This window comes from Epibacterium sp. ABZ3_068 (genome assembly GCF_056159265.1).
Genome location: NZ_JBSWUV010000001.1, coordinates 359,225 through 382,392 on the forward strand (window position 1 = coordinate 359,225; position 23,168 = coordinate 382,392).

The 23,168-nt window shown below is 58.8% G+C and carries 22 protein-coding genes and 1 tRNA gene; 9 read left to right on the forward strand and 14 right to left on the reverse strand.

The genetic code is table 11. The annotated features are described in order from the left end of the window. Nucleotides 1-90: 90 nt before the first annotated feature. The 5 genes from ACXAEW_RS01740 to ACXAEW_RS01760 all read left to right on the forward strand — a co-directional run bounded on the left by ACXAEW_RS01740 (nt 91) and on the right by ACXAEW_RS01760 (nt 4,289). A complete protein-coding gene (locus ACXAEW_RS01740; protein ID WP_474939663.1) occupies nt 91-1,050 on the forward strand; it encodes a dihydrodipicolinate synthase family protein in 960 nt (319 codons plus the stop codon). Next, nucleotides 1,041-1,973, forward strand: coding sequence for a 4-hydroxyproline epimerase (locus ACXAEW_RS01745; RefSeq protein WP_474939664.1), 933 nt, complete (start codon nt 1,041-1,043; stop codon nt 1,971-1,973). Before ACXAEW_RS01740 ends, ACXAEW_RS01745 begins: the two co-directional genes overlap by 10 nt. A gap of 24 nt (nt 1,974-1,997) precedes the next feature. After that, nucleotides 1,998-3,236 (forward strand): NAD(P)/FAD-dependent oxidoreductase, encoded by a 1,239-nt coding sequence (locus ACXAEW_RS01750; protein ID WP_474939665.1) that lies wholly within the window; start codon nt 1,998-2,000, stop codon nt 3,234-3,236. A gap of 130 nt (nt 3,237-3,366) precedes the next feature. Beyond that, on the forward strand, nt 3,367-4,056 hold the full coding sequence (locus tag ACXAEW_RS01755) for a GntR family transcriptional regulator (RefSeq protein WP_474939666.1): 690 nt from the start codon (nt 3,367-3,369) through the stop codon (nt 4,054-4,056). Between the two features lie 143 nt (nt 4,057-4,199). Continuing rightward, nucleotides 4,200-4,289 (forward strand) — tRNA-Ser (locus ACXAEW_RS01760). A gap of 104 nt (nt 4,290-4,393) precedes the next feature. Here the strand turns inward: ACXAEW_RS01760 and ACXAEW_RS01765 are convergent. Further along, nucleotides 4,394-5,434 carry a tyrosine-type recombinase/integrase gene (locus tag ACXAEW_RS01765; protein ID WP_474939667.1) on the reverse strand — a complete coding sequence of 347 codons (1,041 nt, stop codon included), beginning with the start codon at nt 5,432-5,434 and terminating at the stop codon, nt 4,394-4,396. Nucleotides 5,435-5,821: 387 nt separating this feature from the next. Then, on the reverse strand, nt 5,822-6,727 hold the full coding sequence (locus ACXAEW_RS01770; protein WP_474939668.1) for a hydrogen peroxide-inducible genes activator: 906 nt from the start codon (nt 6,725-6,727) through the stop codon (nt 5,822-5,824). A 130-nt stretch (nt 6,728-6,857) separates the two neighbouring features. On the opposite strand from ACXAEW_RS01770, the gene katG reads away from it, so the two are divergent. Beyond that, a complete protein-coding gene (gene katG / locus ACXAEW_RS01775; RefSeq protein ID WP_474939669.1) occupies nt 6,858-9,026 on the forward strand; it encodes a catalase/peroxidase HPI in 2,169 nt (722 codons plus the stop codon). An 86-nt stretch (nt 9,027-9,112) separates the two neighbouring features. On the opposite strand, the gene ACXAEW_RS01780 is transcribed toward katG, so the two are convergent. The 9 genes from ACXAEW_RS01780 to ACXAEW_RS01820 all read right to left on the reverse strand — a co-directional run bounded on the left by ACXAEW_RS01780 (nt 9,113) and on the right by ACXAEW_RS01820 (nt 16,379). Further along, nucleotides 9,113-9,589 carry a GNAT family N-acetyltransferase gene (locus ACXAEW_RS01780; protein ID WP_474939670.1) on the reverse strand — a complete coding sequence of 159 codons (477 nt, stop codon included), beginning with the start codon at nt 9,587-9,589 and terminating at the stop codon, nt 9,113-9,115. 172 nt (nt 9,590-9,761) lie between these two features. Next, nucleotides 9,762-10,589 carry a Pnap_2097 family protein gene (locus tag ACXAEW_RS01785; RefSeq protein WP_474939671.1) on the reverse strand — a complete coding sequence of 276 codons (828 nt, stop codon included), beginning with the start codon at nt 10,587-10,589 and terminating at the stop codon, nt 9,762-9,764. Continuing rightward, nucleotides 10,589-11,845, reverse strand: coding sequence for an MSMEG_0569 family flavin-dependent oxidoreductase (locus ACXAEW_RS01790; RefSeq protein ID WP_474939672.1), 1,257 nt, complete (start codon nt 11,843-11,845; stop codon nt 10,589-10,591). The genes ACXAEW_RS01785 and ACXAEW_RS01790 overlap by 1 nt, the downstream gene beginning before the upstream one ends. Before the next feature lie 13 nt (nt 11,846-11,858). Continuing rightward, nucleotides 11,859-12,137 (reverse strand): MSMEG_0570 family nitrogen starvation response protein, encoded by a 279-nt coding sequence (locus tag ACXAEW_RS01795; protein WP_474939673.1) that lies wholly within the window; start codon nt 12,135-12,137, stop codon nt 11,859-11,861. Beyond that, nucleotides 12,130-13,116: a sll0787 family AIR synthase-like protein gene (locus tag ACXAEW_RS01800; protein ID WP_474939674.1), complete on the reverse strand. Its 987-nt coding sequence runs from the start codon at nt 13,114-13,116 to the stop codon at nt 12,130-12,132. The genes ACXAEW_RS01795 and ACXAEW_RS01800 overlap by 8 nt, the downstream gene beginning before the upstream one ends. Next, a complete protein-coding gene (locus ACXAEW_RS01805; RefSeq protein WP_474939675.1) occupies nt 13,113-13,664 on the reverse strand; it encodes an MSMEG_0567/Sll0786 family nitrogen starvation N-acetyltransferase in 552 nt (183 codons plus the stop codon). The genes ACXAEW_RS01800 and ACXAEW_RS01805 overlap by 4 nt, the downstream gene beginning before the upstream one ends. After that, nucleotides 13,661-14,779: an MSMEG_0568 family radical SAM protein gene (locus ACXAEW_RS01810; protein WP_474939676.1), complete on the reverse strand. Its 1,119-nt coding sequence runs from the start codon at nt 14,777-14,779 to the stop codon at nt 13,661-13,663. Before ACXAEW_RS01810 ends, ACXAEW_RS01805 begins: the two co-directional genes overlap by 4 nt. Continuing rightward, entirely contained in the window at nt 14,772-15,770 is a 999-nt protein-coding gene (locus tag ACXAEW_RS01815) for a Nit6803 family nitrilase (RefSeq protein WP_474939677.1), read from the reverse strand. The genes ACXAEW_RS01810 and ACXAEW_RS01815 overlap by 8 nt, the downstream gene beginning before the upstream one ends. Nucleotides 15,771-15,896: 126 nt before the next feature. Then, the gene (locus ACXAEW_RS01820) at nt 15,897-16,379 is read right to left on the reverse strand and encodes an MSMEG_0572/Sll0783 family nitrogen starvation response protein (RefSeq protein WP_215266231.1); all 483 of its coding nucleotides are present in this window, start codon (nt 16,377-16,379) and stop codon (nt 15,897-15,899) included. 270 nt (nt 16,380-16,649) lie between these two features. On the opposite strand from ACXAEW_RS01820, the gene ACXAEW_RS01825 reads away from it, so the two are divergent. Beyond that, nucleotides 16,650-18,026, forward strand: coding sequence for an aminotransferase-like domain-containing protein (locus ACXAEW_RS01825; protein WP_474939678.1), 1,377 nt, complete (start codon nt 16,650-16,652; stop codon nt 18,024-18,026). A gap of 101 nt (nt 18,027-18,127) precedes the next feature. On the opposite strand, the gene ACXAEW_RS01830 is transcribed toward ACXAEW_RS01825, so the two are convergent. From ACXAEW_RS01830 to ACXAEW_RS01840, 3 genes are all read right to left on the reverse strand, one after another. Next, nucleotides 18,128-18,544 carry an Hsp20/alpha crystallin family protein gene (locus ACXAEW_RS01830; protein WP_474939679.1) on the reverse strand — a complete coding sequence of 139 codons (417 nt, stop codon included), beginning with the start codon at nt 18,542-18,544 and terminating at the stop codon, nt 18,128-18,130. Between the two features lie 104 nt (nt 18,545-18,648). Next, nucleotides 18,649-19,593 (reverse strand): MYG1 family protein, encoded by a 945-nt coding sequence (locus tag ACXAEW_RS01835; RefSeq protein ID WP_474939680.1) that lies wholly within the window; start codon nt 19,591-19,593, stop codon nt 18,649-18,651. A gap of 287 nt (nt 19,594-19,880) precedes the next feature. Next, a complete protein-coding gene (locus ACXAEW_RS01840; protein WP_474939681.1) occupies nt 19,881-20,786 on the reverse strand; it encodes a LysR family transcriptional regulator in 906 nt (301 codons plus the stop codon). 98 nt (nt 20,787-20,884) lie between these two features. On the opposite strand from ACXAEW_RS01840, the gene ACXAEW_RS01845 reads away from it, so the two are divergent. Both ACXAEW_RS01845 and ACXAEW_RS01850 read left to right on the forward strand, forming a co-directional pair. Next, complete coding sequence (locus ACXAEW_RS01845; protein WP_474939682.1) at nt 20,885-22,138, forward strand: NAD(P)/FAD-dependent oxidoreductase; 1,254 nt, start codon at nt 20,885-20,887, stop codon at nt 22,136-22,138. Nucleotides 22,139-22,183: 45 nt separating this feature from the next. After that, nucleotides 22,184-23,155 (forward strand): TRAP transporter substrate-binding protein, encoded by a 972-nt coding sequence (locus tag ACXAEW_RS01850; protein ID WP_474939683.1) that lies wholly within the window; start codon nt 22,184-22,186, stop codon nt 23,153-23,155. Nucleotides 23,156-23,168 lie beyond the last annotated feature (13 nt).

A 23,168-nucleotide genomic window follows, 5' to 3' on the forward strand; every position in this document is an offset into this window, starting at 1 on the left:
TCCTTCAACAGTGCATTTGCCCGGAGCGCGGATTGACAAGTTTTCCGATTTTGGATCCAGTATCCACAATTCAGACAAACGGAGAGCAAGATGACCGCAGATATCTTCGCTGGCACAATGCCGGCTCTGATGACCCCGTGTACCGCTGACCGGAAGCCGGACTTTGACGCGCTGGTGCGCAAAGGGAAGGACATGATCACAGCCGGCATGTCGGCGGTGGTCTATTGCGGCTCTATGGGAGACTGGCCCTTGCTGTCCGATGCCGACCGCATGGAAGGTGTTGCGCGTCTGGTGGACGCCGGCGTGCCCGTTGTGGTGGGAACCGGCGCCGTCAATTCTGCTTCCGCTGTTGCCCATGCCACACATGCGCAGGAGATCGGTGCCGCAGGGCTTATGGTTATTCCGCGCGTTCTGTCCCGCGGGAGCTCGCCAGCCGCACAGAGGAACCACTTCAAAGCGATCCTTGATGCCGCGCCGGATCTACCGGCCATTATCTATAACAGCCCGTATTATGGCTTTGCCACCCGCGCGGATCTGTTCTTTTCCTTGCGGGCAGAACATCCCAATCTGGTTGGGTTCAAAGAGTTCGGCGGCGCAGACGATCTGCGATACGCAGCCGAGTTCATCACCTCGCAGGACAAGAATGTCACGCTGATGGTGGGGGTCGACACACAGGTCTATCATGGGTTTGTCAACTGCGGAGCCACGGGCTCTATCACGGGCATTGGGACGGCGCTGCCCAAAGAGGCATTGTTGCTGGCAGAGCTTTCGCGCAAAGCAGCCGCCGGCCATTGTGAGGCACGACAACGTGCGCAAGAGTTAAGCGATGCCATTTACGTCCTTTCCAGCTTTGACGAAGGGCCGGATTTGGTCCTTTACTATAAACACTTGCTGGTTCTGAATGGAGAGGATGAATACCGGCTGCATTTCAACGAGACTGACGTTCTGAGCCCGTCGCAGATGAAATATTGTGAAGACCAATACAGACTTTTCCGGGCTTGGTTCGCAGAGTGGTCAAATCAAAGCGGGATTGTGGCAGAATGCATGTAATTGACAGCCATACCGGGGGTGAACCCACAAGGGTGATCCTCGACGGCGGACCATCGCTGGGATCTGGCCCGCTGGAGGACCGCGCGGCCCGACTGGCGCAGGAGCATGAAGCGTTTTATAAATCGATCATGTTGGAGCCACGCGGGCAACCGGCAATGGTTGGCGCTCTTTTGGTCCCCCCCTGTGACCCAAGCTGCGTAACTGGGGTGATCTACTTTGATGCGGCAGCCGTAATAGGTATGTGTGGCCACGGAACAATTGGACTGGCTGTTACACTTGCGCATCTTGGGAGAATTTCCATCGGCACTCATAAGATCGAAACACCTGTGGGAATTGTCACTGTCACACTGCATGACGCACATACGGTGACTGTCGAAAACGTCGAAAGCCGTTGCGTCCGGCCGGACGTTACCGTGGATGTTCCCGGCCTGGGCCCGGTGACAGGTGATCTTGCTTATGGTGGCAACTGGTTCTTTATCGTCGACCCAAGCCCACTGCCCCTGGAGCCCACAGATATCCGGGCGCTCTGCGACACGGCAGAGGCCATTCGCAGCGCAACCCACGCAGACGGCATTGTGGGTGAGAACGGAGAAAAAGTGGATCACGTTGTGCTGCAAGCACCTTCACCGACACCGGGCGTCCATAGCCGCAACTTTACCTTTTGCCCCGACGATACATATGACCGCTCCCCCTGCGGAACCGGCAGTTCAGCGCGACTGGCTTGCCTCGCTGCAAAAGGACAGTTGATGCCCGGAGAGGAAATCATTCAGGAAAGTATCATTTCCAGCCAGTATCGCCTCAGCTATCAACCCGGCCTCGCTGGTGGAGTTCGACCACGGATCACAGGGCAAGCCTTCGTGATGGCCGACACCCGCCTGTTTTTTGAAGACACCGACCCATTCCAAACCGGCATTCACCATTAAGCCATTGAAAGTTTTACAGACATAATGCCCAAATCCGTTCTTGTTATTGGCGCCGGGATCATCGGCATCAGCACGGCGCTGAACCTGCAAACCCGAGGTTTCAAAGTCCGTGTTCTGGATCGCAAAGGCGTGGCAGCTGAAACGTCGCAAGGCAATGCGGGCGCATTTGCTTTTAGCGAAGTGACCCCGCTTGCGACACCCGGCATCATGCGCAAGGCTCCCGCGTGGTTATTGGACCCGCTTGGCCCACTGTCCATTCCACCAGCCTATGCCTTGCGTATTGCCCCCTGGATGCTTCGGTTCTGGCGCGCCAGCCGACGGTCCCGTTTTGCAACCGCACGCCAGGCCCAGACCCAACTGATGGCCCATGCCCAGGCCGCTGCAGAGCGCCAGATCAAGCTGGTGAAAGGGGACGATCTGATCCAGCGCGACGGGCAGCTCCGCCTGTACGAGAGCGCGCGCAGCTGGCAGGCAGACGCCTCAGAGCGTTCCTATTTCAGATCGCAAGACATCCTCTTTGACGAACTCACCTCTCCAGAGGCCATCGCCGAGGTACAACCGGGGCTTCGCTCCAGGTTCACCCATGCCCTGTTTACGCCGAATTGGTTCAACACAGTGGATCCCAAAGCCTGGACCCAATTGCTGGCTGAAAAATTCGTTTCACTTGGTGGTGTGATCGAGCAGGTTGAAATCCACACCTTGAAGCGAACAGGCGATACGGTCCTGCTGGAAACCAACCATGGGCCTCAATCCGCGACGACAATTGTCGTTGCCGCAGGAGCCTGGTCCCGTCACCTTGCCAAGGGATTGGGGGATTTCATCCCCCTCGAGACAGAGCGCGGCTATAACACAACCTTGCCAGCCGGCGCTTTTGATTTGCGGACACATGTTACCTTTGCCGCGCACGGTTTTGTCGCCAGTAAAATCGGCGAAGGAGTCCGCATAGGCGGCGCAGTCGAACTTGCGGGGCTCGCCATACCGCCGAACTTCAAACGCGCCGATGCATTGCTTGAAAAAGCCCGGTTGTTCATGCCCGGTCTAGTCACGCAAAACGGGCAAAAATGGATGGGGTATCGCCCGTCCCTCCCCGACAGCCTGCCGGTGATCGACCACGCCCCCAACGCGCCCAATGTGATCTATGCTTTTGGCCATGGTCACTTGGGGCTGACCCAATCCGCCGGGACCGCTGAACTGGTGAGCGCCTTGGTTACACATGAGCCGCCCCCAATCGACATGAAACCGTTTTCCGCCAGCCGGTTCTGAACTCCGACCCAAACGCCAAACCCGAAACCGGGATACCAGCCTCGCAGGCGCCCAGAGATCCACGACTTCCACAGCCCAGCCGCCAGGAAATGCGGCGCAGCCAAAAGACCAAAACAACGGACAAGATCAGATGACAGTAAGACGGGCCATATCGCGAAAAAGTCTCCCGGACCTGATCACGGAAGACCTGCGTGAGAGGATCTTATCCGGCAACCTGGCCGAAGGGACAACAATCCGTCAGGAGGCGCTCGCAGATGAATATGACGTCTCGCGCATGCCCATACGCGAAGCCCTGAAGCGGCTCGATGCACAGGGGCTGGTTCAGCTCTCGACCAATCGCGGTGCCACGGTGACCAGACATTCGCTTGGCGAAATTGCGGAAATCTTCGAGCTTCGCACCCTGATCGAGGTCGACCTGTTCCGCCACGCAATTCCCAGGTTGACCCCCGCAGATGTGGAGCGTTGCGAAACCATCTTGGGACGGATGGAAGCCGCCTACGACACAAGCGACGTGGCCAATTGGGGCAAACTGAACGCCGAATACCACGCCGCGCTTTATGCCCCGGCCAGGCGCAAACTAACGCAAGACACCCTTGAACCGTTGAACCAGCAATGTGACCGATATATCCGCATGCAACTCAGCGTCATGAAGCAAACCAGCCGCGCCCACGACGAGCACCGCAGCCTCCTCCGGTTGGCATCCGCTGGCGAGGTGGACAAAGCCTGCGCGCTTCTGTCAGCCCATATCACGCATGCCAAAGAGCAGCTGCTCGATTACGTCTCAGCAAAACGCCGTGACGAAGGTAAGGCTGAAAAATAAAACTCTTCTGACTTCAATCTGTTAATGGTCGCCCTCCCGCAGCGCCAGGCAAACAACGCCGCCCCTCACGGCAGGCAGAAAATTTCACAAAAGCGTTGATTTTGCCCTTGTTTCCCCGGAGCCTGCCAAATATACGGGTCAGCGGAGACGTGGCCGAGTGGTCGAAGGCGCTCCCCTGCTAAGGGAGTATACCGGAAACGGTATCGAGGGTTCGAATCCCTTCGTCTCCGCCACATCGCCCCCTTAAGGCGTTGTTTTATCGAGAAAAATATACGGTCCGCGATCTAGGTTCCCACATTCGTTCCCACATCCGCCGCGCGTTTGAAATGTCCGCATTTCAGTTCTCTAGCACATCATCACCCCTTTCCCCGGTAATGAGGCGGCGCTGGGTGTCGCGGTCAATCTGGCCATAGCTGCGCAAAGTGGTCAGAACGTCGGTGTGGCCCAGGTTTTGTGACAGGGCCACCAGTTCCGCCACCGACTCGCTGGTTTTCGCGCCGTGGCGGGCCAGCATGTGTCGGAAGGCGTGCGGGCCGAAGGCCGGGAGCTTGGCCGCCGCAAAGGCACAGTTAACGATCTTGCGCACGGGTTCTGATGTTTTCCACGCCCGCCGCTCAAAACCATCCGCTGCAAAACCCGTGTTGGATTGAGGCGCAATCGCAGTGGCCGGGAAGAGCGGATCGTCAGGGCCAAAGAGTGCTTCGTCTTCCAGATACTCTATCCACGCGGTCAGTGCGGCTTCGGCTTCGGGGAAGCCCTTGGCAAAAAAGGTGTGCAGGCTCTTGCCGAACTTCGTTGCCACCTCGCGCGGGTTTTGGGTGACGGATTTCTCCGCCAGATCGACGTGTTTAATCCGCAAGGAAATTAGCGCCCCCACGCGCACGCCCGTCAGACAAAGCAGCGCAAAGATCGCCTTGTCGCGTTTTTCGCGCGGCGTCGTGTGAGGCATCAAGTCCAGCGCGCGCTTGGCCTGTTTGATCCCCGGCGCGGCGCGTGGCGGAGCGGCGCGGGCTTCGGCCTCGTCCCGGCGCGACAGCTTGAAGTAATCGGCATCCGCCGTCCTGATCCGGCTGCGAAAGCCGTCCTGCTGTGACAGCCAGATCGTGAACTCGCGCATGGTGGCCAAGATTGCGCGCAGCGTCGATTTGCTCAGAGGTTTTCCGTTCGCGCCCTTCGCCGTCTCAAGATGCGTCCGAAAGCCCATTGCCCATTGAATATGAAACTGCGCGAAATCCTTGCGTCCGTTCCAGACGTCGAAGCGTTCGAGCGCCGCCAATTCCCGATCCAGCGATTTGTCCGACAGTTGCCGTGCATATTTGCGATAGTCGATGAACTGTCGTTTCAGGCGTTCGTTCTTTTCGTTCGGTCGTTTGGTCATGGTGACTTCCTTTCAAGCTGTCACATTGGAGTGGGTTCGCGCATCGAACCGGGCAGAGCCTCACCCCGGTTTTCTGCTGGGGATATTTCGCACGCTGGGGCGCGACGGATTTCCGGTGCGAAGGTTGCCAACTTTGGACCTCCCCCGCCCGTGGGGCGCGCCAGACATTGCCCGCGCCGCACCTTTTTGGTGGTATGCATTTCGGGGTGCCATGAGATGAGGTCCGAAGTGGAAAAACACGGGGGGCCATGTCCACCACCTTAATTCTCGTAACGCACTGTAACTTTGTGACAATTTCGCCAGCCCCGGAATTATTTCCGGGTATGGGCTGCGCTCTTGCGGACCTTAGCGCAAGATCACAGTCGTCGGGAGATGTTACATAGTTGGTTACGACGGGATGCGGTCACAGTCCAAAATATCCGCAATTTCCGCGACCAGCCCCCGAAGCTTGTCTCCCATCGGGTTTGTTGCACGCCAGACCAATCCGACACGGCGGCTGGGCTGCTGGCTCTCAAAGCGGGCAATGGAGACATGCGCAGAACGGGTTTCGACCGGAACCGCCATTTCGGGCAACAGCGTCACCCCAAGGCCTGCGTCCACCATTTGCACCAAGGTTGACAGCGAACTGCCATCCATCACCTCGCGCGGTTGGCTGGGGCGCATTTCGCAAAAGCTGAGCGCCTGATCGCGAAAGCAATGCCCCTCTTCCAGCAACAGCAACTGCATCTCTCGCAGCATCTCGCGGCTGGGCACCGGCCTCTGCGCATCCGCAGCGGGGCGCACCAGGACAAATTCCTCATCAAAGAGCGGATGTTCGACAAACCTCGCCTCCCCCACCGGCAGCGCCATGATTGCCGTGTCAAGCTGACCGTCCTTGAGCGCCCGGATCAAATGCTGGGTCTGGGTTTCGCGGATACGAAACTCCAACTGGGGAAAACGGGCGCGCAAGCCTGTCACCACCTGTGGCAATAGATAGGGGGCGATGGTGGGAATCACACCCAAACGCAAACGCCCCGCCAGCCCCTGACGCGCAGCCCGGGCCAGATCCCCAAGCTCATCCACCCCGCGCAGGATCTCTTGCACACGGAGGCGGAACTCCTCACCGAAACTTGTCAGCTGCACCGAACGTGCGGTGCGTTCAAACAGGGGGATGCCCAATGTGGCCTCCAACTCCTTGATCTGAACAGACAAGGCAGGCTGAGACACAGCTGCCAGATCGGCGGCACGCCCGAAGTGCCCCTGCCGGGCAAGGGCTTCAAAATATTTCAACTGACGCAAAGTGATATTAATCATAGGGTTTTCTTATCGCTCCAATGAGCAAATGCAACTTAAAATTATCAAACTTCCCTGTTAGCGTTCTCGTAGGGAGAGCGCCGGCCTATTCCAGTTCCGGCCCTCAATCACAGCGAGGAGCTATTCAGCTATGGACGGAAACGACGCAGCACAGGCAAAGGGTTGCCCGGTCATGCATGGGGCAAATACCGAAAGCCAGACCACGGTAACCGAATGGTGGCCCAAGACTTTGAACCTCGACATTCTGCACCAGCACGACAGCAAGTCGAACCCGATGGGCGCAGAATTCAACTATCGCAAGGCGGTGGAAGCGCTGGATCATGACGCGCTCAAGGCGGATCTGACCGCGCTGATGACCGACAGCCAGGACTGGTGGCCTGCGGATTGGGGCCACTACGGCGGTCTGATGATCCGCATGGCCTGGCACTCGGCCGGATCCTACCGGACTTCTGACGGGCGCGGCGGTGGCAATACCGGCAACCAGCGGTTTGCGCCGCTGAACTCATGGCCCGACAATGCCAACCTGGACAAAGCACGTCGCCTGTTGTGGCCGATCAAAAAGAAATACGGCAATGCGATTTCCTGGGCCGACCTGATGCTGCTGGCCGGCAATGTGGCCTATGAAAGCATGGGGCTGAAAACCTTTGGGTTTTCCTTTGGTCGCGAAGACATCTGGCACCCGGAAAAAGACGTCTACTGGGGATCCGAGAAGGATTGGCTGACATCGACCCGCTATGGCGAAGATGACAATCGTGAAACCCTGGACAACCCTCTGGCGGCGGTTGTGATGGGTCTGATCTATGTGAACCCCGAAGGCGTCAACGGCAAGTCCGACCCACTGCGCACAGCCGAAGACATGCGTGTGACCTTCTCGCGGATGGGTATGACCGACGAAGAAACCGTTGCACTCACAGCGGGCGGCCATACCGTGGGCAAGGCGCATGGCAATGGCGATGCGGCCAATGTGGAAGCCGAACCCGAAGGGGCAGAGCTGCACGAACAGGGCCTGGGCTGGATGATCCACAAAACCCGCTCTGTTGGTCGCAACACTGTGACCTCGGGGCTCGAAGGGGCGTGGACCACGGAACCCACAAAATGGGACAATGGCTATTTTGAGCTCTTGTTCAAATACGACTGGGAGCTGGTCAAATCCCCGGCCGGAGCCACCCAGTGGGAGCCGGTGAACATCGCCGAGGAAGACAAACCGGTGGATGTGGAAGATCCGTCGATCCGGGTGAACCCGATGATGACGGACGCGGATATGGCGCTGAAGGTCGATCCCGGTTTCCGTGCAGTTTCAGAGCGGTTTGCCGCGGATCCAGCAGCGTTTTCGGATGCCTTTGCCCGTGCATGGTTCAAACTTCTGCACCGTGATATGGGCCCCAAAGGCCGCTATATCGGGCCGGAAGTTCCGGGTGAGGATCTGATCTGGCAAGATCCGGTTGACGCAGGCCCCAGCAACTATGACGTGGAGGCCGTCAAAGCCAAGATCGCCGCATCGGGGCTGTCAGCTGCGGATATGGTTGCCACCGCCTGGGATTCGGCGCGCACCTTCCGCGGGTCGGATATGCGCGGCGGGGCCAATGGAGCCCGTATCCGCCTGGCTCCGCAAAAGGACTGGGCGGGCAACGAACCCGACCGTCTGGCGCGCGTCTTGTCTGTACTGGAACCCATTGCCAATGAGGCCGGGGTGAGCATCGCGGATGTGATTGTTCTGGCCGGTAACCTGGGTGTGGAACAGGCCGCCAAAGCTGCGGGTCATGACCTCTCCCTGCCCTTTGCTCCGGGGCGCGGTGATGCAACCGATACCCAGACCGATGCCCAAAGCTTTGACGTGCTGGAACCGCTCGCCGATGGCTTCCGCAACTGGCAGAAAGAGCATTATGCGGTCTCTCCCGAAGAGATGCTGCTGGACCGTGCGCAGTTGATGGGGCTGACCGCCCCGGAGATGACCGCATTGGTTGGTGGTCTGCGGGTGATTGGCGCCAATCACGGCGGCAGCAAACAGGGTGTCTTTACGGACCGTGAAGGCCAGCTGACCAATGACTTCTTTGTCACGCTGACCGACATGGGGTATCGCTGGGAGCCCACCGGGCGCAACAGCTATGACATCAAGGACCGTACATCAGGCGATGTGAAATACACCGCGTCGCGTGTCGATCTGGTCTTTGGCTCCAACTCGATCCTGCGCGCCTACGCCGAGGTTTACGCTCAGGACGACAACACCGAAAAGTTCATCGCGGACTTCGCTGCCGCATGGACCAAGGTGATGAACGCGGATCGCTTTGATCTGGAGTGATCCGGGCTTTGAAATGAACTGAACACAAAAGGCGGCTCCGCGGGGCCGCCATTTTTCGATCCGGCTGTTCCGATCCGGGCAGGAACTCAGGCCGCGCGGCGCAATGGCAGGCGCATAAAAACGCTGGCGGGATCGGCGCGGTAATCGCCAAAGGCCTCGCAATAGGAATAGCCGAGCGCCTCATAAAGCCCACGCGCGGCATCATAGCCCCGGCAGTGCGCCGATCCGGTTTCCAGCACCAGCGCGCTATAGCCTGCGGCCATTGCCTCTTCGGCCAGATGCACCATGATCTGGCGCGCCAGACCGCGACCGCGCATATCCTCTGCAACATGGACCGCTTTCACCTCGGCTGTGCCATCGGGCAAGCCTAAAAGCCCCCCACAGCCCACGGCACGATCCTCGTGAAAGGCGGCCCAGAATTGCAGACCTTTTTCGCGCATATCCTTGGGTGTCAGATAATAATTGGTCTCTTCCGAGCAATGGGCGGCGGCGTGGTCGGCATGCGCCGCTAAGATCGCGCAAAGCTCCGGGGCTGCGGGATCAGCCAGACGAATATCAATCATGGTTCCTGTGCCTCATACCAAAGGGGGCGACTGCATTACTCTTTTTGAGCCGACGTCAAAACCCGGCGTCATGCGCCGATTAGCACGGAGGAGACCCGCCTGTCCTCTCAGTTTTACGAAATTCGCCGCAAAACCTGCAAGTACCTGTTATAACTTCGCAAATTGCAAAGCCTTAAACATCCGACCTGCGCCACCGGTGGCGCGTGACACAACAGGTAGCAATCAGGCTGTGATCTGCGGCCCGCAGGGTAATTTCGGACTGGAGCGCACCCTTTGCCTGAACTTCGGCACACAGGCTCTCACCTATCTCGACATTGCCAAAATATAACATCAGACGCGACTGGAACGGTCCGCGAATGGGGGCCACCTGCGCCTCAGCCTCGACCGCGATACGGGTAAAACTTGGAAAATAGAGCAGCCCCACTGCGTTGAAATCCAAATCCGGCACAGGGAGGTGAGTGCTCTTTGCACCCGCCGCTGTGCTTGTCTGAAAACCCGCCCGCAATCGGCGGGCTGTTTGCGCAGCCCGATCAGCAAACCCGTCCGGTGCCTTGGGCAATACCGGAATTATCGCAGGAGAGACCCGCACCACCGATTTGTTCACTCCGGCAGTGCCATGGGTGACAAAGGTCGACACCATCCGCAGCCGCGCCACAAGTCGCCCACCTGCGTGGGCCTCATGGATCGACTGCAACCGGCTGCGTCCGGCTTGCCAAAGCGAAGACGACACCTGCAGGTTTTTGCCCAGAGCCGCGCCTTCGGGCCAGGGTTGGTCGAATTGGGTTGCACAGAAGGCGGCATAAATCAGCCGCCCTTCTGCATCGCGAAACACGGGCTCATCCTGCCCCATGGCGGCGGCGATCATCTGCCAATGCACGTCGCCCAGATGTTTCAGCCACCAATCTTCGGACAGGCCGATAACCGACAGCTGCGCCATACCCAGGGTCACTTCCGCCTGCTGCCGGACTGCAGCCAATGATTCACGTGAATAAAGCGTCATCAACTGGCTTCCAGCACCGGCGTTTTGGCCTGTTGGACAATCGCCTCGACCAAGAAACGGGCGTCCTCATCAATTCCAAGGAACCGCCCGGACCCCCAGGTGTTCAGCCAGCCAAGCCCGATAAAATAGAACCCCGGCACATCGCAGACGCCACGGGTGTAATTCGGCCGTCCACGGGCATCAAACACATCCACATCGATCCAGGAATAATCCGCACGGAAGCCAATGGCCCAGAGGATCGAGGTGATCCCCTCCTCGGCTGCGTTGATCTCGGTCATTTCCGCTTCGGGACGCCAGACCTTCTCAAACGGCTGCGCCGCGGGTGCATCGATCCCCTGTTTGGCGATATAGCCATCAATCGCCTTGCAAATACCGACATAGCTGGCATCCGCATCATCCAAGTTTTCCTCCAGATCCGGCAGGAACTGGATGGTCTGCCCCGACATGCCCGCAACCGAGCCATAAAGCCCGACGCCATCACGCGCAAACTTGCGCAGGTCAATCTCATGGCCGCCATCGCGACCAGTCATATAGTGGTTGGTCTTGGTCATCGCGTGCACGGGATCCGGGTGGCGGTCGATGGTCATATGGTAATGACCCATCTCATACAGCCAATCGGTTGCGTCCCGCCCGCGATACGCGCGCGGCGACCGTGGCGCGGGGCCCACCGCCAGCGCAACATCACGGCCCGCCAGATGCAGATCCTCCATCAGTTGCACGCCGGACTGGCCCGTGCCTACAACCAGTGTCTTACCTGCAGGCATCTGATCGGGGCGGCGGTAGTCCACCGAATGCATCTGTTTGATCGCCGGATCCAGATCGGCGGCATAGGGCGGCACGATCGGATTGTCATAGCCTCCGGTGGCGATCACCACCTGATCCGCGTGATAATGTCCCTTCGAGCTGTCCACCAGATAGGTGCCATCCTCCAGCCGCACGATCTTGGTCACGGCACAGTCTTCCACCAGAGGCGGGTTGAACGTATCGGCAAAGGCGTCCAGATAGTCGGTGATCTCATCCTTGACCATAAACCCATTTGGATCCTGCCCCTGATACGGGAAATCCGGCAGACGGCATTGCCAGTTGGGTGTCACCAGACAGAAGGTATCCCAGCGGTTTTCGCGCCAGGAATGGAATTTCTTGTGGCGTTCCAGAACCACATGGTCGATGCCCTCGCCCGACAGGTAATAGCTGACCGACAGACCAGCCTGTCCGCCGCCGACGATGACGACCGTTTTATGCTCACGTTCACTCATGAGTTGGGCATCCTTATCCAATACGCAGACACTGCACCGAGGCTGTGTCTTCAAACTCTTGTGCTTTGGCTTCGATCCGGTCCAGCTGCGCCTCGGCCCGGCTGCAGCGATAGCCATATTTGGCCGCCACCCGCCCGCTGGCCTTGTCCAGCGCCAGACGGCTGCGGATCACAAAATCCCCCAAGACATAGGTCGTCGCCGGTTCCAGAAACTGGGTCACCACGCTGGACGGGGAATAACAGCTTTCCTCCTGACCATCAGGCCAGCGGATGGTAAAGCGCATCTCAGGCATGTTGGGCCTCTTGCATTTTCAGATCGATAAAAGGTGTTTTGGCGTGGTCCCAGAACAGGGCGCGTTTGCCCCGTTGGCTCAGACTCACACTGCTGCCCGAGCTGACATCACCGCAAACGGCGGCTGTGATGCCGCTGGCTTGGAACTTGGCGCAGACCTCCTCGGCCCGGGCGGGATCCACTGACAACAGGAAGCCAAAGCTTGGGAAGGATCTGAGCCAGCGTTCCAGCCCCACACCATCGGGCAACGGGATTGCTTCGCACTGCAGATCAATGGCCACGCCGGACGTTTCGGCCAGCATCAAGGCGGTGCCAATTATGCCCCCCTGGCTGATGTCTTTCCCTGCGCGCACCAACCCGGCCTCGGCCAATTCCGGCATCAGGTTCAAGTTCTTGCGCAGTTTCTCGGGCGTAGAGGTCAGCGCCGCGTTCCAATTGTCAAAGGGTTCTCGGTAGCTGCCCGTGTGATCCACGGCCACAATCACCACATCACCAGGGCGTGCCGCAAAGCTGGAGACCAGCGCCTTTGCATGGCCAATGATCGACACTGCCAGTTGCAGCTGATCGGTGCGCAGGTTGCTGTGACCGCCCACAATCGGCACACCATAGGCGCTTGCGGCGGCCTTCATCCCCGCCAGAACCGGCTGCGCGGCTTCGGCGCTTGGCGCCCACAAGGCGTTGGTCACCGCACGCGGGCGCCCACCCATGGCCAGAATGTCGGAGATATTGACCATCACCCCACACCAGCCCGCAAACCAGGGGTCCGCCTCAACAAACGCGTTGATAAAGCCTTCGCCCGCAAACAGATCAAAGCCCGCACCATTGGGCAGCACCGCCGCGTCATCGCCGGGTTGGCCGGGGCAATCGCCCGTCAGGCCCAGACCTGCCGCTGCATCAGCAATATCCAGCTTGCCCCGGATCGAGGGGTGATCGCGTAGATCGCGCAGCATCTGGGTCAGCTGTACCTCTTGCCGGATCATGCCCGTCTCCGCCGACGACGCCCCAGGGTTTTCCAGCCGCAAGCCGGATCCGCGATGGGCGGATAAAACTCCAGATCCGCCGACATCTCCATATGGGGAACGCCATGCAGATCGACCTCTTGGATTGGGGTCCAGTGGAGCCGTTTGAACAGGGGCACATTTTGCACCTGCACATGGGCCAGAAACCGGTCACAGCCGCGCCCATTGGCTGTGGACACCGCCAGCCGGATCAGCTCGCCCCCCAGGCTGCCAATGCGGCGATGACTGGGCGCCACCGCCAGACGAGAGCCGCGCCACAGACCCGGCGCGTCTTCGTGAACGCGCACGGTGCCAACCACCTGATCGGCCTCGGACGCATAGGTGGAGATGGCAACCAACGGCATCGCGATCTCATCAATCTGGTCACGGTCATGGGTTTTGAAAATCCCCTGTTCCCGGACAAAGACCTGATGGCGCAGCGCTTCGGCCCCCGCCTGCTCCCATGCAAGGGTCGCCGCGCGGATGATAAAATCAGGAGACACAAAGGCCGATTGGTTCTGAAAGCTCATGATGCAGCCTCCAGCGTCCTGAGACCCAGCTTCTCATAGGTTGACAGCGCCGAACACGCGCCGCATTTGCCACAGCCCGCCTTGATCTGATCGGCGCGCATGCCCGCCTTTAACACCATCTGCGACAGGGGCCGCAGCACCGAGGCCATGAATTCAGACGTCGGCGATGGGTGGCTTTCAAGCGGCGTGCCAGACACCGGCACAAAGGGCACCACAAAGGGGTAGACGCCGATCTCGCACAGCTTTTCAGAGGTCTCCAGAATGGCCTCGGCGGTGTCCCCCAGACCGGCCAGAATATAGGTCGAGACCTGCCCCCGGCCAAAGACCTTTACCGCCGCTTCAAAGCTGGAAAAGTATTTCTCAAGGCTCACCTGCGCCTTGCCTGGCATGATCCGTTCGCGCACCTCGGGCGTCACCGTCTCCAGATGCATACCCAGCGCATCAACGCCTGCATCGAACATCTTTTGATGCCAGGCGTCATCCTCGGGCGGCTCGCACTGCGCTTGGATTGGAATATCCACCGCGGCTTTGATCGCGCGGGAACTGTCGGCCAGAACAGCCGCGCCGCGATCCTTGCCCGCCGGGGTGCCGGTGGTCAGCACCATATGTTTGATCCCGTCCAGCTCCACCGCTGCCTTGGCAACCTCGGCCAGTTGTTCCGGGGTTTTATGGGCAATCGTCCGGCCCGCCGCCAAGGATTGTCCGATGGAACAGAACTGGCAGGTTTTCTTGCGGCTCTCATAACGGATGCAGGTCTGCAGCACGGTGGTGGCCAGCACATCGCGCGCATGCAGCACCGCGATGTGATTGTAAGGCACGCCCTCGGCCGTTTTCAGATCATAGAATTTGGGCCGCGCTGGAAAGGAGATCTTGCCCATCGGCGCACCCGCTTTGGTGACCTCGGCGGTACCATCGGCCCCTTGGGGCGTCACCACATAGGGGCTGTCAAAGGCCGGCGCGGTGTGGACCGGCACCATCACGGTATGATCGCCAATGGTCACCGCCTTGTGGTCGGTCGGTCCTGCGCCGCCGCGACGGCTTTCATGGCCCTGGCTTGGGTCCACCAGCCGCATGCCACGGGTCTGCAGTTCATTGATCAGATCAGCATCAGACATCTTCGACCTCCAATTCAGGGGTAACAACGGGTTGAGGGGTGGGCTCTTCGATCCGGCGCACCGCCTGCGCGGGGCGGGCATCATGCACCAGATGCAGCAGTTCCGGGCGGGAATAATGGCCTACACTGTCCATCATCCGTTTGCGTTTGGTCACCAGCCGCATGTCGAGATCCGCGATCAGGATGCCTTCGCCTTCGGTCAGGGGCGGCACCACATGGCGGCCCTCGGGGGAAATAATGCAGGTCATACAGCCATCGCGCAGACCCTTTTGCAGTTTGGGATCATCATGGATGCCGGCGATCTGCTCCTCGGTCAGCCAACCGGTGGCATTGACCACAAAACAGGCCGACTCTAGCGCGTGATGACGCATCGTGACCTCGATCTGTTCGCCAAAGATCGGCCCCACCAGACTGCCGGGGAATTGCGCCGCATGGATTTCCTCATGCTGGGTCATCAGCGCATAGCGCGCCAGCGGGTTGTAATGCTCCCAACAGGCCAAGGCCCCCAGACGGCCCACTTTGGTGTCGACCACCTTGAGCCCCGCGCCATCGCCCTGACCCCAGATCATGCGCTCATGATAGGTCGGCGTGATCTTGCGCCGTTTCAGAGCCAGCGTCCCGTCCGCGTCGTAAACCAACTGCGTGTTATAAAGAGAGCCGTGATCGCGTTCATTGATGCCCAGAACAATCACCACGCCATGGGTCTTGGCCGCTTTGGCCACGGCCTCGCTCTCAGGAGACGGCACCACCATCGCCTCTTCATACAGGCGCAGATGCTCGGCCCCCTGCTGCATCGGCGGCAGCACAAATGAGAAATACGGGTACCAGGGCACAAAGGTCTCTGGGAAGACAATCAGATCGGCGCCTTTGCCTGCGGCCTCGGCGATGGCGTTCAACACACGGGTCAACGTGCCAGATCGAGAGGTCAGGTCAGGCGCGATCTGCACGGCAGCGGCGCGCACGGTGGGGTTGGACATAGAGGGGGTGGACATGGGGGTGATCCTGCTGGCTCGGGGGTGATCAGGGAAAGACGGGGCAACAGCGCTGTTGCCCCAGCTCAGTCTGCGCAGCTGTGATTGGGCGACGCCATTGCCGCCCAGCGCCTGCGCGCGTCCGGATCAAACGGTCCAGGTGTCCAGGATGAAGGCATTGTCCTTGCGGTGCAGCAGCACAATGTCCAACACGTCTTGCGGCGCAATGGGGGTAATACCCGGCAGCAGCGATGGTTCGCCATGGCCCATCAGCATCTGCAGCGCGAACCGGCAGGCATAGACTTTGCCGCCTTCTTTCATGAACTTCATCAGGTTGGCAGAGTAGTTCTGCGCGCCCGGGAAGGCTTCGTCACCCAAGGTCGGAAAACCGCGCTGCACGCCCAGCGACACGCCGGGGCCATAGAGAAGAACCGAGGTTTCAAACCCTTTGCGCTGCAAACGGATCGCTTGCAGGATATTCACGAGGCCAATGGACCCTTCAAAAGCGACGGTGTGAAATGTCACCAGCGCCTTCTCGCCTTCATCCGCCTGAACGTCCTCAAAGACCTTTTCTTCGTAGTTTACAAAATAGTCGCCGTCCTTGTGGGCGGGGGTTGTGACTTCGGGCATCTGCGTCCTCTCCTGTGTTCGTCGCGTTGATGTCCCCTCTTTGCTGAGCCTTGCTGCACCCCAAGCCCATTCATCCATACAATAATACAATCAATATAATTGTATTGATTGTATGCTTTGCTCATCAAATGCGCATACTCAGCGCCTGAACGTTGAAATCAACGCCAATAATAGTGCCAAAACGTGAAAGATGGCCAAAATAGCTTGCGCAATATTGTCTGGAAATGATCCATACAATTCCAATCAATGTTCTCAGAAGATCGCGAAATCATGCAAAACTGGCGCAGTCGAATCGAGCATTCCTCCAGCCCGCGGTATCTGGCCATTGCCGATTGTATCGCCCAGGACATCAAAGACCGGGTGCTGCTGCCCGGTGACCGGCTGCCACCGCAACGCAAATTGGCGGATCTTTTGGGTGTGGACTTTACCACAGTGTCGCGCGGGTATTCCGAAGCGTTGAAACGCAAACTGGTGGAAACCCACGTGGGGCGCGGCACTTTTGTGCTGGCCCAACAAGCGGTGACCAACATTAGCGATGACCGGCGCGCCAATGCCTTTGACCTGACCATGAACGCCCCGCCCGAGCCCACAGACCCGGAACTGCTCGACCGGATGCGAGCCGGGCTTTCTGCCGTGTCAGACGATCTGATCCATCTCTTGCGCTATCAGTCCCCGGCGGGCAGCGAACAGGACCGCGAAGCTGCCTCCATATGGTTGTCGATGCGGGGCATGGTGCCAAACCTGAACCGGATCATGGTCACACCCGGCGCGCATGCCACCATGTTGGCGCTGCTGTCGGTTCTGGCAGAACGCGGTGACACCATCCTGTGCGAAGATGTGACCTATACCGGGTTTCGCCGGATCGCCAAACAGTTGGGGCTAAAACTGGTGGGGGTCCCCTGGGACAAGGACGGTATAGACCCCGACGCGTTGGCAGATTTGATCCAGAAACACCAGCCACGCGCGCTGTATCTGAACCCGACGTTGCACAACCCGACCACCCATACGATGCCGCAATCGCGCCGATTGGAGATCGCAAGGCTGATCCAGCATGAAAACCTGCCGCTGATCGAAGATGACGCCTATGGATTTATCCCGCCTGATGCGCCGCCGCCTTTGGCCACCAGCGCGCCGGAACAGACCTGGCACATTGGCGGGCTGGCCAAATGTATCGGAGCCGGCCTGCGGCTGGCCTATACGGTGGCCCCCAATGCGCGCGCCGCCTTTGCGCTGGAAAACGCCCTGCGTGCGGTGGCGGTGATGGCCTCGCCCCTGTCGATGGCGCTCACCACCCGCTGGGTTCTGGATGGCACGGCCGACCAGATCCGCCGCTTCATCCGCTCTGAAACCGCCGCCCGCCAAGAGATCGCTGCAGGGATCCTGACCGAGGCGCAATACACCGCCCGAAACAATGCCTTTAACGTCTGGCTGCAACTGCCCCCCGGCGTGACCTGCGCCGCGCTGATGTCGCAGATGTCTAACTTTGAAATCGGCATCGTGCCCGGCGACAATTTTGCAGTTGGCAGCGATCAGTCACAAATGGCGCGCGTGTGTCTGGGCGGTCGTGTTGGCCGCGACCAGTTGCAAAAGACCCTGACCCATCTGAACAATCAACTCTGGGAGCTGTCGGCTGCAACGGGAAGTTAAAGCGCAAAAAGGCCGCCGACCCCTTGGTCGGCGGCTTCAGTGGGATGCGGACGCCGCCCCCTCAGCTTTGCGCCGCATCTGCAGTGGTCTCCAATCCCTCCTCAGGCCTTGGTGACCGGAATCCTTGTGGCTTCGGGCGCGGTTTGGACAGCTCGGGGCACAGTCACCGTCAGGACGCCATCCTTGAGGGCTGCGGAAATCCCCTGCAGGTCAGCATCAGGTGGCAGTCTGAACGAGCGCTGAAAGCTGCCAAACTGGCGCTCTTGAAAATACCAAGTCTCGCCTTTTTCCTCGCGCTCAACCTTCTTCTCTCCGGTCACGCGCAGCACGCCATCGTGGGCGGTCAGCTCGATATCCCCTTCCGCCACACCGGGCAGTTCCAGCGTGATGCGATAGGCGTCTTGGTCAGTGGAGGCATCCGAAGCGGGGGTGACCCATTCCGCAAGCCGGGTGCCAAAATGCCTGAAGGGTTCATAAAGCGACGGCCAGAGACCCGCTGTATGTGTTGTTTCAACCATTTGATCCTCCTGTGCAATGTAACTTGCGAGGAAGAACATAAGACCAAACCCAAACCTGCGCTTTGACGCGGGTCAAAGTCACAACCGAATGATCTGTGGTAAGATCAGGGGGCTGTTTTCTCTGCTTCCGCCACCGCCAACTCTGCCATTTTCAAAGCAGCGTCACGGCTGTTGGCCACCGCAATAAACCGACCATTGTGGCAGAATTTCGCCCCCTTAACTCCCGATGCCTCTTCCAGGACTGCATCGGTCAGACCGGCCCAGGCTTCGGGCAGGTCGGCGCGGTTTTCGAAGGTATCATTGCCAACACGGATGGTGGTCAAGGTCCAGTCCTCACCCCGTGGATGAACGACGAACCAGAGGTGGTCCGCGCCCGTTGCTTCAACAGCGGAGCGGAACGGCATCCCCATCGGCAGCTCCAACACGCGCCCCTCACCGGCAGCCGTGATGGCATCTGTCACCATCGCCTCGGCCCGGCGCTTGGCAGCCTTGCGGCGGATCGAGGCCTCAACCAGACCACGCGCCATGGCCAGCGCATCCTGGAACGCCTGATCTTCCGCCCCTTCGGTTGTGTCATCAAACACCGGCTTCAGGCTTTCGATCAGCGCAGGCAGCGTCAAGCCCGCCAGCATCGGCCCCGCCTGACCGGGGTTCATCACGCCGTTGTCCATCAGGTCGATCGGCAGCACAAAGCCGCGATCAAAGGAGGCAAAAATATCTTCCAGATGATCCTCGGGCACCGCAAGCGCGCGCAGGTAATCGCGGCCATAATGGGCCCAGATCAGACCAAATGAGCTGTAGGGCTGCTCTTCTTCGCCGTCCGTTTCGCGCAAAGGTACAGGCTTCTGGTGGTGGTCAAAGATCTGGCGCGCCGCATCAAACTCACGGCCGACATCATAGATAATGCGATCCTCGGCCGGTGTGATCCAGTCCGCATCCCGGCTGCGCACAAGTTCGGCCGAAGGGAACAGCCGCGTCAGGATAACGGAGGACAAAACCTCATCGGCATGAAACCCTCCGGAATGGGTAACGAGATAGGTGATCGACATGTCTGCTCCTGATCGCGCCTCATACAGAAGGCAACGCCGAGCTGGCCGCCTGTCATCGCGCCTTTTGTGGTGGCGGAACCTGTTGCAGCAGGCCCCTGTGTAGCTTTCGCGCACCCTCTAACGCGTTTCAATCCAAAGTCACAAGGGGTTTCCCCTAGGTCAACATAGGAAACCTCTGGGCCGGCTGCATCAACAGGACAGGACGCAACCTCGCGGCGCCAAGGACAAGCCTTCCTCCCCCGGAGGACGAGGGCTGTAGAAAATCACCGACATGCTTGCACAGTCGGTCATGCCATTGACTGGGGTTCATAGAACTTCAATTCTTTGAGCAGCACATCCAGGAACTCTTGCCCCAGGTTCGACAGCGGCCGGTTCTTTGACGTCACCACCATAAGGTCCATCGCAATACGGGGTTCAAAATGCTTGGCGACAATCCGGTCGCTGCTGTGGCCTTCAAGCGCAAAGGCATCCACCAGAGCCACGCCCACCCCTTCTTCGACAAAGCTCAACAGGTTCTTGAACAAATGCGAATAGACCCGCGGGCGCAGAGTGACCCCTGCCTCGTCAAAGGCGTTTTGCAGGCTGCGGTGGGTCGGATGATCCGACGACATCACAATAAAGGGTGCCTTGGCCAGAAGCTCAGGCGTCAACACATCATACGCGGCATAAGGGCTGTCGGCGGGCACCGCCAACGCCGTTCCGATCTTGATCGGGATAACATTCAGGTTGTCATGATAAAGCGGGGCCTCGGAAACGCCGATTTCAAACAGACCGGCGGCAACCCATTCCTGCACCTTTGGGGAATATTGCGACTGGAAAGACACCGAGAGATTGGGGCGGTTCTTGATAAAGCGTGACACCAGCTGCGGCATGAACCGAAATGAGATCGAGTGCTGCGAGGCAACCTGCAACTGGCCCAGCTGATTGTCCTGAAGGTACTGAACTGTCTGGCTGGTACGGGCCAGCCCTCGCATCAGCGTATCAACTTCATCGAACAGAATCTCGGCCTCGGCCGTGGGAATCAGTCGGCCCTGTTTGCGCTCGAACAGGCGCAGCCCCTGCCCCGCCTCCAGTTGCGCCAGAAGATTTGAAATCCCCGGCTGGGAGATGCCCAGCTTTTTGGCAGCGTCGGTGGCTGTACCGCTCTCATAAATCGCGTGAAAGGCTTCAAGTTGGCGAAAACTCAGTTTCATGGAGGTATTATAAGTTTTTATGATACCAACAGCAATACGCCTTATTTGAAGTTATAAGCTACTGCCGCCATGATTTCTTGACGATTTACGGAGCGAATATGAAGACGGCACACATCATCGTCATCGGTGCAGGCATCGTTGGCGTTTCAAGCGCGATATGGCTGCGGCGCGCGGGTTTCGACGTGACACTGATCGACAAGGGGCAACCCGGCATGGGGGCCTCATACGGCAACGGCGGCATTTTGGCGCGCTGCTCCATTGCGCCTGTAACCGCGCCCGGCCTGATTAAGAATGCGCCTTTCTACTTGTTGGACAAAAACTTCCCGCTGTTCCTGCGCTGGAGTTACTTGCCGCGTCTGGCACCCTGGCTGATCAAATACCTGTCCCATGCAAACGCAAAAGACACCAAGCGCATCGCCAAGGGGTTGAACCTTCTGGTGAACGACAGCGTTGACCAGCACAGCCTGCTGGCCAAAGGTACCCGGGCAGAACAATTTCTGGAAACCAGCGAATACAATTTTGCCTACCCCGACCGCGCCGCGTTTGAAAAGGATGCCTTCACCTGGGCCCTGCGCAAAGAAGCAGGGTTTGACCCTGAACTGATCGAAGGCGACGCAGTGCAGGAGCATGAACCTATCCTGGGTCCACGGACCAGACTTCTCGCCGTGAACAAGGAACATGGATATATCAGCGATCCCGCCAAATATGTTCAGGCGCTTGTGCAGGTTTTGGAGGATCTGGGCGGGCGCTTTGTCCAGGCCGAGGTCAAGGACTATGAGATGACCGATGACAAAGTCAGTGCCATTCTCACAACGCAAGGGCGGTTTACCTGCGACAAGGCACTGGTTACAGCCGGGGTCTGGTCCAAGACTCACGCTGGGAAGTTTGGCATCAACGTCCCGATGGAAGCCGAGCGCGGCTATCATATCGTCTATAAGAACCCGACCCGGACGCCACGTTCCCCGATGATGGTGGCCGAAGGCAAATTTGTCGTCACCCCAATGGCAGCTGGCGTTCGCTGTGCCGGTGTTGTGGAGTTTGGCGGCATGACCGAAAAACGCTCAAAAGCACCGTTGGATCTGCTGCGAAGCAGCGTAAAAAAACTCCTCCCTGAATTGGAGGCAACCGAAGAAGAAGAATGGATGGGGTTCCGCCCGGCGCCGTCAGATAGCCTGCCATTGATCGGAGAACTGGGAAACAGCGGTGTTTACACAGCCTTCGGTCACCATCACATTGGCCTGACCAGCGGTCCACAAACCGGACGGCTCGTTTCCAACATGATTGCCGGCCTTCAGCAAAACGTAGACATGAGCCCATATGACCCGATGCGCTTTGCAGCGAAAAACTCATAATAACAACAAGACATAAGTCACGATTCAACCAACAGGAGAAGAAAAATGAAAACTCTGTATGCTCTTGGAATTGCAGCCCTGATGGGCACAACGGCAGTCACGTCGGCTTCGGCTGAAAAATGGGATATGCCGATGGCCTATGCGGCCTCCAACTTCCATTCCGAAATGGGGGCGATCTTTGCCGACCGTGTGCGCGAATACACCAATGGCGAAATCGACATTACGGTGCATGTTGGCGGCTCGCTGTATGGCGGCGGCGAAATCAAACGTGCGATCCAGACCGGTCAGGTCCCGATCGGAGAGCGCTTCATGTCCGCACATGCCAACGAAACCCCGGTTCTGGGCTGGGATAATGTTCCCTTTGTGGCAACCACCTATGAAGAAAACGAAGCCCTGTGGCAGGCCGCCAAACCGGTTGTCGATGAGGAACTGGCCGAACAGAACCTGGTGACCCTTTACACCTGCCCATGGCCCGGTCAGGGGTTTTACTTCAAAAAGGAAGTGAACTCGTCCGAGGACACCCAAGGGATCAAATTCCGTTCGTACAACACGGCGACGGCAACTTTTGCAGAGAAACTCGGGATGATCCCGGTTCAGATCGAAGCGGCGGAGCTGAGCCAGGCGCTGGCAACCGGCGTCGCAGAATCCTTCATCTCGTCGGGCTCTACCGGTTATGACCGCAAGGTCTGGGAACATTTGACCCACTATTACAAGGTCAACGCATGGCTGCCGCGCAACTATGTGATGGTCAACAAAGGGGTCTGGGACGGTCTGAGCGATGACACCAAGGCAGGTCTGCAAAAGGCCGCGGACGAAACCGGCGCTGACTGCACTGCGAAATCCAAAGAACTGGCAAACTGGTATTTTGAACAGCTCGCATCCAATGGCATGAGCGTTACCGACGCTTCCGGCACCTTCAAAGAAGAGCTGATCGGCATTGGCAAAGAGATGACCCAATCCTGGCTGGAAACCGTCGGCGAAGACGGCAAAGCCATTTTGGACGCCTACAATCCATAAAAAACAAAAGACA